The organism is Nostoc parmelioides FACHB-3921 (genome assembly GCF_014696625.1).
Classification (GTDB): domain Bacteria; phylum Cyanobacteriota; class Cyanobacteriia; order Cyanobacteriales; family Nostocaceae; genus Trichormus; species Trichormus parmelioides.
The window spans coordinates 1-8,481 of the sequence record NZ_JACJQL010000127.1 but is presented as its reverse complement, the minus strand read 5'-3'; the positions used below and the strand labels follow the sequence as shown (position 1 = coordinate 8,481).

General features: G+C 42.3%; 6 protein-coding genes and 1 pseudogene. 4 read left to right on the top strand and 3 right to left on the bottom strand.

What is annotated here, in order from left to right; all coding sequences use genetic code 11:
- Nucleotides 1-265 precede the first annotated feature (265 nt).
- The 3 genes from H6G14_RS32160 (at nt 266) to H6G14_RS32150 (ending at nt 4,605) form a co-directional block, all read left to right on the top strand.
- Nucleotides 266-1,606 (top strand): transposase, encoded by a 1,341-nt coding sequence (locus tag H6G14_RS32160; RefSeq protein ID WP_190572930.1) that lies wholly within the window; start codon nt 266-268, stop codon nt 1,604-1,606.
- 697 nt (nt 1,607-2,303) lie between these two features.
- A complete protein-coding gene (gene menD, locus H6G14_RS32155) occupies nt 2,304-4,124 on the top strand; it encodes a 2-succinyl-5-enolpyruvyl-6-hydroxy-3-cyclohexene-1-carboxylic-acid synthase (protein WP_190572932.1) in 1,821 nt (606 codons plus the stop codon).
- Nucleotides 4,125-4,377: 253 nt separating this feature from the next.
- Entirely contained in the window at nt 4,378-4,605 is a 228-nt protein-coding gene (locus H6G14_RS32150; RefSeq protein WP_190572928.1) for a helix-turn-helix domain-containing protein, read from the top strand.
- Between the two features lie 167 nt (nt 4,606-4,772).
- Here H6G14_RS32150 and H6G14_RS32145 read toward each other — a convergent pair.
- A pseudogene (locus H6G14_RS32145) lies at nt 4,773-6,236 on the bottom strand (ISLre2 family transposase).
- Nucleotides 6,237-6,457: 221 nt separating this feature from the next.
- On the opposite strand from H6G14_RS32145, the gene H6G14_RS32140 reads away from it, so the two are divergent.
- Nucleotides 6,458-6,721: a hypothetical protein gene (locus H6G14_RS32140; RefSeq protein WP_190572926.1), complete on the top strand. Its 264-nt coding sequence runs from the start codon at nt 6,458-6,460 to the stop codon at nt 6,719-6,721.
- A gap of 138 nt (nt 6,722-6,859) precedes the next feature.
- On the opposite strand, the gene H6G14_RS33335 is transcribed toward H6G14_RS32140, so the two are convergent.
- Nucleotides 6,860-7,198 carry a hypothetical protein gene (locus tag H6G14_RS33335; protein WP_199326360.1) on the bottom strand — a complete coding sequence of 113 codons (339 nt, stop codon included), beginning with the start codon at nt 7,196-7,198 and terminating at the stop codon, nt 6,860-6,862.
- Complete coding sequence (locus H6G14_RS32135) at nt 7,191-8,021, bottom strand: IS4 family transposase (protein ID WP_199326359.1); 831 nt, start codon at nt 8,019-8,021, stop codon at nt 7,191-7,193. The genes H6G14_RS33335 and H6G14_RS32135 overlap by 8 nt, the downstream gene beginning before the upstream one ends.
- Nucleotides 8,022-8,481: the final 460 nt, after the last annotated feature.

Below are 8,481 nucleotides of genomic sequence, written 5' to 3'. Positions count from 1 at the left end.
ACCCTTTTATGTGGGGACTGAAGGGAGGGAACTTCAGGAGGAGACGGCTCCTCAGTAAAATAGGCTACTGCCTCTACGCACAACTTTCACGTCGCGCATCTCGGCTCAATACCTACTACGAAACGCCCTACCTCTTCATACTCTTTTTTTGGCTAAGGTATTGTAGTAACAATACCGTTGCCAAAATAAGAGCATGAAGAGGTAGGGCGTTTCGTAGTAGAGTTATTGTCTCTCACAACGACAACTCAAAAACCACTACTCGCCCATGCCGGATATCTTATCACTCCTGCAATGCCTGCTGCCGCAAATAAACGCAACAACAATGAGGCAATTGAATCAAATCATCCTGGCGATGTTAGCGATGAATGGTAGAGTCACGATGTTGGGAATTGCCCGTTGGACAAGTGCAGGTGGCAGCTATCGGACAATGGGGAGATTTTTCTCGACAATAATACCTTGGGCAACATTGTTTTGGCTGTTTTTTCGGAAACATTTGTGGCGAGATCAGGATGTGTACTTGCTGGCAGGAGATGAAGTTGTAGTCAGTAAGTCGGGTAAGCAGACTTACGGGGTGGATAGATTTTTTTCTAGCCTGGCAAGTAAACCAATTAATGGTTTATCTTTCTTTGTACTGTCATTAGTAAGTGTGTCAGGAAGACAGTCATTTCCAATTAGAATAGAACAGGTAATTAAAAGTGATACCCAAATAAATAGCACCTTACTAATCAAAAAAGTAAAACCCAAAGAGAAACGTGGAAGGGGACGACCAAAAGGCAGTAAAAATCAAAACAAAACCGAAGTGATATTAACATCTGAACTATTGTTAATTAAAAAGATGATTAACTCACTATTCGAGCTAGTAGCTAACTTTATCCCGTTGACGTACTTGGTAGTAGATGGTCATTTTGGTAACAACAATGCTTTGCAGATGGCACGACAAGTTAACTTGCATATAATTTCCAAGTTGCGCCATGATTCAGCTTTATACGTCCCTTATGAAAATCCTGACTCCAGTAAACGCTCTCGTCGTAAATATGGCGACAAGCTAGACTATCGTCATCTACCTGACAAATATTTATGTAAAAGTGCTATTGAGGATGAGATTCAAACTGATTTTTATCAAGCCACTCTTCTTCACAAAGAATTTGCCCAGGCTATCAATGTAGTAATTTTGGTCAAAACCAATCTTAAAACTCATGCTTGCAGCCATGTAATTCTTTTTTCTAGCGACCTAACTCTGTCATTTGAAAAAATCATTAACTATGACAAACTCCGTTTCCAAATTGAGTTTAATTTTCGGGATGTCAAGCAGTTTTGGGGTTTAGAGGATTTTATGAATCTGAGCCAAACTGCTGTGACTAATGCGGCTAATCTCGCCTTCTTTATGGTTAATTTATCTCATCACCTTCTGGCTGATTTCCATCAACATAATCCTGGTTCTGGCATTATTGACCTGAAAGCTTATTACCGTGGTTTTCGATATGTCCGTGAAATGTTAAAAATACTTCCTCAAAAGCCTGAGCCTATTTTATTAGCGCAAATTTTTGCCAAGCTTACTTCCCTGGGACGTATTCATACCGTTTCCACAGGTATTGAACCCTCGTAAATTGGCTAAGGTATTGAGTAATACACCCATTTCATCGATAAAAACAAGGTTTTCTGGGTCTACTAGTCTGACTTTCTCCCAATACTCTATTCTCAGTTTTTGGACTCTTGGAGTTTTCGCCTGGCTACTACGTAAAGTCTTTTTTTTCGTGTTAGATTATGTTTTTGGCTTAATCGCCACAATTGTGACCCTCTTCAATTCGACGCACTTGTTACGGAATATTAAGTCGCACATCGCGTACCATCCTATGGCTGAATGGTAAAATAATTTGCACTAGATTATTGTGCTCATAATAAACTTCTGCATCTGATAAGCTACCAGACCCCTAGTTCTCAGATCTTAACCACCATGACTGTCTCGACTCCCCCTGAGTTGACCCTTGCGCTCAATTGTCCCCTGCTGACTCTAAGGAGCGGGTGGTCATATTTTTGTGATCGCTCCAGGATGGCATTTGCCAAACGCTGATGGCGGTAGACGGGATTGGAACCTTTCAGTAGGATGAGTGAGAACGCCCCAAAGGGGGTGGGGATTGTGGCTGGCTCGGATCCGCAAAAGGAATGAGCCGAGATGCAGCTTAAGCTTCAAACCCTCCTCCAGTCCCTAGTCTATTCTGATCGCGTCCTGCATCATGGGTGATGACTTGAAACCGGATGAGCTTGGAGAAAATACCCACAATCATGAAATACCTCCGCACGGCATGACCCTAGATTTTCGGAATGTGAATATGTTGTGGGCCTCTGTCTTGGTAGAAACCTTGGCGCAGTGCGGCCTACGGACAGTCATTATTTGTCCCGGCTCTCGCTCAGCTCCCCTAGCGATCGCCTTTGCCCAGCATCCAACCCTAGAAGCCATCCCTATTCTGGATGAGCGATCAGCCTCTTTTTTTGCCTTGGGCCTTGCCCGTCGTACGGGGTTGCCCGTCGCCTTGGTCTGCACCTCTGGCACCGCTGGAGCCAACTTTTACCCGGCGGTGATTGAAGCCCACGAAAGTCGCGTGCCCCTGCTGCTCCTCACGGCAGATTGCCCCCCAGAGTCGCTTCACTGCCATGCAGGACAGGCCGTTGATCAGGTTCATCTCTACAGCCACTATCCCAACTGGCAGGTGGATCTGGCGCTGCCAGTTGCTGAGCCACAAATGCTGGCCTATCTGCGACAGACGGTTATTCAGGGATGGGAGCGATCTCTTCACGGAACCCCAGGCCCAGTCCATTTCAACCTGCCCTTTCGCGAACCTCTCGCTCCAACGCTCGATCCGCAGGTCGCTGACCTTGCCCAGTGGTTTGATGAACCCCTTTTTTTTCAGGGGGTACAGCCTCAGCCTGCTGAACACCCTGGAGAAAGAGCCTGTCTAGATAGTGCGCTTTTAGAGGAGTGGCGAGGGTGCGATCGCGGTCTGATTATTGCTGGCCCTGCCATCCCTGCCTGTGCCCTAACCTACTGCCGCGCCGTGGGAGTGCTGTCGCAGCACTTAGGGTGGCCTGTGCTTGCCGAAGGGCTATCGCCTCTGCGCAATTATTTGAGCCTCAACCCTTTCCTTATTTCCACTTACGATATTGTGCTGCGCAACCCTGACCTAGCGGCGCAGCTCAAGCCATCCTTTATTCTGCGTCTGGGAGAGCTTCCCACCAGCAAGATGCTTCGGCTGTGGATTCAAGCGCTCAGCGTGCCCCAGTGGATTGTCGAACCATCTGATCACAATGTTGACCCACTGCACAGCTCGGCCATCCATCTGCGCACCACCATCGAGGCGATCGCTCAGGGCCTTTTTCAGTTTTCCGTGCTACCTGACTCTCCTGTATCCAAGCCTTACACTCATTACTGGCTTAACCTAGAGCTGAGTCTACGTCAGGTGATCGCCCACACCTTTCAACAGCAGGAAATTCAATCTAAAAGCGCTTCGAGCGAAATGGCCCTAAACGAGAGTAAGATTGCCTGGGTGCTGTCTCAATCGCTGCCGCCCCAAACACCGCTGTTTATTTCAAACAGTATGCCTGTGCGAGATATTGAGCTATTTTGGCAGCCCGGACAGCTCGAAGTTCAGCCCTATTTCAACCGAGGAGCCAACGGTATTGAAGGGATTCTATCGTGCGCCTTGGGTGTTACCCATCATCGCCAGGGTGTTCTGCTCACAGGAGACTTGGCGCTGCTCCACGATACCAATGGCTTTTTAATTCAGCCCCACTGGCAAGGGCACCTCACCATTGTGCTGGTCAATAACAACGGCGGCGGTATTTTTGAGATGCTGCCTGTGGCAAGCTTTGACCCACCCTTTGAAACCTTTTTTGTGACATCTCAAAGGGCAGATTTTGCGCAGATCTGTGCAGCATACCAGGTGGAGCACGTCATAATACAGTCCTGGAAAGACTTGGTCGCGCGTCTCAATCCTCTGCCAATCACGGGAATCAGGGTGCTAGAGGTTAGGTGCAATCGCAAAGCGGATGCTCAGTGGCGCAAAGACACTCTGGCCCGGCTCTCAAGCAATTTTTCAGCCACGGTCACCCAACTAAATATCCGGTAGTGCGTCAAAATATTGTGGAGAAGGTTATGAGGTTATGCCAAGCACTAGGTGTAGCGACCCGAAATCATAATCGCTCCGACCCCAATACTTCTCGGTTAAGAATTAAGCAGTATTGAGAATCAAAAAAGTGAGTGGTTGACGTTTAGTACCCGCTCCTGAGTGGATTGGTTTTCTAGATGGAAACTTATACCAATTTGAAAAAAGAATGCGACAAATGGTAAATGTATTAGAGAGGTAGCATTTAGGGTGAGTAATGGCAGGGGTAACACATATCGAGATCCAAGAAAGTGTCGAAGAACTGGAGGCGTTAGTACGTCAACAGAATAATGTACGACTCAAAGAGCGGTTACAAGCGCTGTACATGATTAAAAAACAAGGTATCAGCGTGTGTGCCATTGCTAAAATACTTGGGAAGCATCGAAGCAGATACCGTTGGCGAATTCCCCAAACAGCTAAACTGAACCGATTAGTTCAGCAATGAAACGATTAAGAACCTTCTGAGCAGTTTTATACCCAGTAGCGGGAGCAACTGTGATTTTCTGAAGTCGGGCAAAAACAAGTGAGAATGCGCCACTCCAAGGACAGGTGATGCCTGCGGCGGGCTACGCCTACGCTAAAACATACATTCAAGTAAAATGTATAAAATGTTTAGGTACTGCTGGGATTAAGGAAAGAAAAAAAAATAGAATTACAAAAATTGTCCCAACTGCCAGCTATCCATTGACATCGCAGATGTAACATAATCTCTGCGTTATCTGGAAGCCAAAACTTACCGTTTCCCTTCATACGTAAATTAATAGCTTGACGAATTAAACTTTCAACTGCACCACTACCAAGGGGTAGCTGATGGGCAGCAACGAGAGGATAGTTTAATAGCAGCCTGCGATAAGCTTTAAGAATATAATTTCGTTCTCGAATTAAAGTTTTACAACGCTCTCCAGTAGCTGAGGCAATAAATTCACCCATATCTCTCATTAAATTTAAAGCTTGACCTTTTTTTAAAGCTTTACGAGCTTTTTTAAACCATGATTGACGCTCATTATCTGTAGCAAAAGCAGTGTCAGCAAAGTCTTGCAAATGTGAGGCTGCGTGGTAAAAATCTAATAGTTGATAAGTGGCAGATGGACATTTTAGTTTCTTCAATAAAGGTGGAATATGTTTCCAAATCCATTCAGCACCATCAGCAACTAACAAAACCTGTTTAGCTTGGCTTATTCCCAAATCAACTAGATACATTTCTAGAATATTCAGAAACTCTTGATAACCCAAATATGTCCCGTCATTAGTAATAGGTAGAGATGATGTCCTAATTTTTTTACCATGCTCATCCACTGTATAAATAGTTAATAATTTTGGCTCAACCCATTCTCCAGTAAAACCTAGACGATTAGTTTTGAGCTTACGTCTACCTTTTTTGTTAATCCGAATTCTCGTTCTCCCACCATCCACGGCAATAACAACACGCTGGTCTTTCAGAACATTAAGAGTAGGTAAATTACCCATCTCTAAACTTGATAATTTAGATTGACGTAAATTTATGCCAATTTTCCCAAAATAATATGTGAGACGTTCTATTCGTTTTAAGCTAATTTTTACTCCCCAATCTGTTAAGATTGTGCGTGCAGCTTCAAACGAACCAGAAATTGCTCCATATTTTGTAATTGTTGTCCAAATAAGGGGTGTTAATCATTCCTCTATTCCTAACCATTTTAGAAATGGGCAAAATCCTAACTTTAAATATTTCCCTTTTTGGTGTGATTGTTTGTGACGCTCAACCATATATGGTAATGAGAGAGTGATTTTCACGCCTCCAACTGTTAGTATTTGCCTAGTATAATTACCGTACTTCTTGATTGTTTTATTTGACAAACTTCTTGTTCGATTTATTGCTATATTTAGAGCTTCTTGAGATTGAGATAGTTTATTTAGTAAAACTGCTACACATTCTCCTGCTAACCTTGATGCGGTATTTCTAATTTCTTCTTCTAATGCTTTAAAAGTTTGAGCCGACCATTTACTCAGATTTTTAGTTTCTAAAAGTTTCGTAACTTTTTCTTTAAAGTCTGACAATGATTTGCTTAAATCTAAGCTTGAATATATTTTTTCGTTCATAAAGTGTAGGCATTCCCTGTTTTGATATTCCACATCAAAACTATTACTCAATGGGCATCCTACACTTTTTTGTTTCCATAATAAATTTAAACAACTCTCAAAATAGACTACTCTTGTGTATTCTCAGTATTAACTCTCTTTCAAACGTACTTTTTTTAACTAACCACTTAAATACATGATTTAGCGATCGCTCGTTTTTTACCCGACTTCAGAAAATCGCGTTGCTCCCCCCAGTAGCTTGCTTACCTAACTTCAGTTTCGTCGTATTAGTGGGCGAAGAGGCAAAAAAACGCGCAGCTGTTGCTGTTGCACATTCTATTTTAACGATCGCTTACCACCTAATATCACGTCAAGAACCTTATAAAGATTTAGGAGTTGATTATTTCGACAAACAACGACCAGAAAGTGTCAAGAAACGTTTGATTAAACGCCTAGAAAAACTTGGTTATCAAGTTAGTGTTGAACCTGTTCCGGTCGCAATTTAAACCTGTAATCAATATTTTGTTTCGGCTGTGTCGCCATTCAACGACAACAGCCACATATCCTTCTTGGATTTAAGCCGAAGTTTGATTTTCAAGTCAGAAGGCAGAAGGAAAAAGGGTTTTAGGCAACTTTACTTTTCGTTACAAACTTCGGTTTATTTGCACCGTTCTACTTATAAGCTTCATAGCCCTTAACCCTCGCTGATAATATGCTTGCTTATTGCGACTGAAACCGACCAGTTCCTCGACCCATGCTTGACACCTATACCAAGCAACTATCCAATTGAAATCATATAAACCTATCCAGAAATTACTGTGACGCTTCTCATTTCTATTGTTTTCTTCTTGGCGACAAATATAAGAATCAAGTTTTTGAAATTTAGTTCTTTGTCCATGTAACCAAGCACTGGTCATTGCTAAAGCAATCAAGAGAATTAAGCGTACAAATCTATCAGGGTTAGCTTGAGAACTTTCACTCATTGTAACCTCCTGTTTTACAATCTTTGAACATAGCTTCAATCCCAAAACGTTGAGAATATATTTTGAGAGTAGTGTTTAAGTCAGGCAAATTAGTTAATAAATACCAAGCTTCTTTGTCTTGTTTACCTCTGTACTTTCTTTTCCAATAAACAGCTAAATTGAACCAACCAAAACCTTGTTTTTGAGTAACTTTAACATCAGTATAAAAGGAGCAAACACCAGGATAAATCTCAATGCTACTCAAAGGTTGAAATTTTTGTCTTTTCTCCCGAAAAGTGGTGTCCTTTTTTTGACGGAATACAAAACTCTGATTCTGCTTGTGGAGCCATTGAGCTAGTTCTACGCTGTGAAACTCTCTATCCCCAATAATTACTAGTTTGTATTTTTTTAATAAGCGAATTACTGGGCGTAATACTTTTTGCTGTTCTTCTAGGTTACTGCAACCATCTTTCCCTAACAAACACCAATATATTGGCCAAGCTCTTTTTTGATAAATTACGCTCACCATCAACACATTATTTTCTTTCCACTGTGTTCTATCCATCGCAATGGTTAATTGTGACCCTATTTTAAAATGTTGGTTAATTATTGCTTCAATGATGGGAAACCACAATAAGACTACACTCAAAGCATTTGATATTAAAAACCTTTGTATATGCCGTCTACGACTGTTTTGTTGTATTGGTAGAGGTAAGGTTGCTGCCAGTCTTTCTATCTTCACCTGTTTCTGATTTTGTAACAACCACACCAACATCTTTAGAGTGATTAACTGTGCTTTATTTAGGTATTTTTCTAAGAAGTTTTGGTAGAATGATGCCAGCATTTTGACGACGGTCTTGAACAAATTACGAGACCGTTCTTTTTTACCATTAAACTGTACCCCACAGGTAGCCGCTTAATAACTGTACAGTTCATTCTCAATAAGCACCCAATTTTTTCAAGGGTTATGTGCCTCCTAAACCTTTATCTGGCAGGGTTTAGAGGCGATTGTCGCCCCTTGAATAAGCAAGCATATTATCAGCGAGGGTTAAGGGCTATGAAGCTTATACAGCAAGCACTTTAACTCGCTTGTCGCCCCTTGAACTGATACTGTTTTTGAAATTCCTCGTTCGCTCTTCACAACTGTCTGTCTCTGATAGAGTTTCTCTGATCACTGATGGCGAAATGACTGTTTCTATTAGACTTGTCCACAAAAGATAAAAAGCTTACTGTGAAAGCTTTACACGAACTATCACTGGGATGAAACACTAATTATGGCTGAACGCAAAAATAAGGCTTTGGGG

Coding starts and splice junctions, on each gene's coding strand:
- menD (WP_190572932.1), top strand. CDS start 2,304: ATGACCCTAGATTTTCGGAATGTGAATATGTTGTGGGCCTCTGTCTTG.
- H6G14_RS32150 (WP_190572928.1), top strand. CDS start 4,378: ATGGCAGGGGTAACACATATCGAGATCCAAGAAAGTGTCGAAGAACTG.
- H6G14_RS32135 (WP_199326359.1), bottom strand. CDS start 8,021: ATGCTGGCATCATTCTACCAAAACTTCTTAGAAAAATACCTAAATAAA.
- H6G14_RS33335 (WP_199326360.1), bottom strand. CDS start 7,198: ATGAGTGAAAGTTCTCAAGCTAACCCTGATAGATTTGTACGCTTAATT.
- H6G14_RS32160 (WP_190572930.1), top strand. CDS start 266: ATGCCGGATATCTTATCACTCCTGCAATGCCTGCTGCCGCAAATAAAC.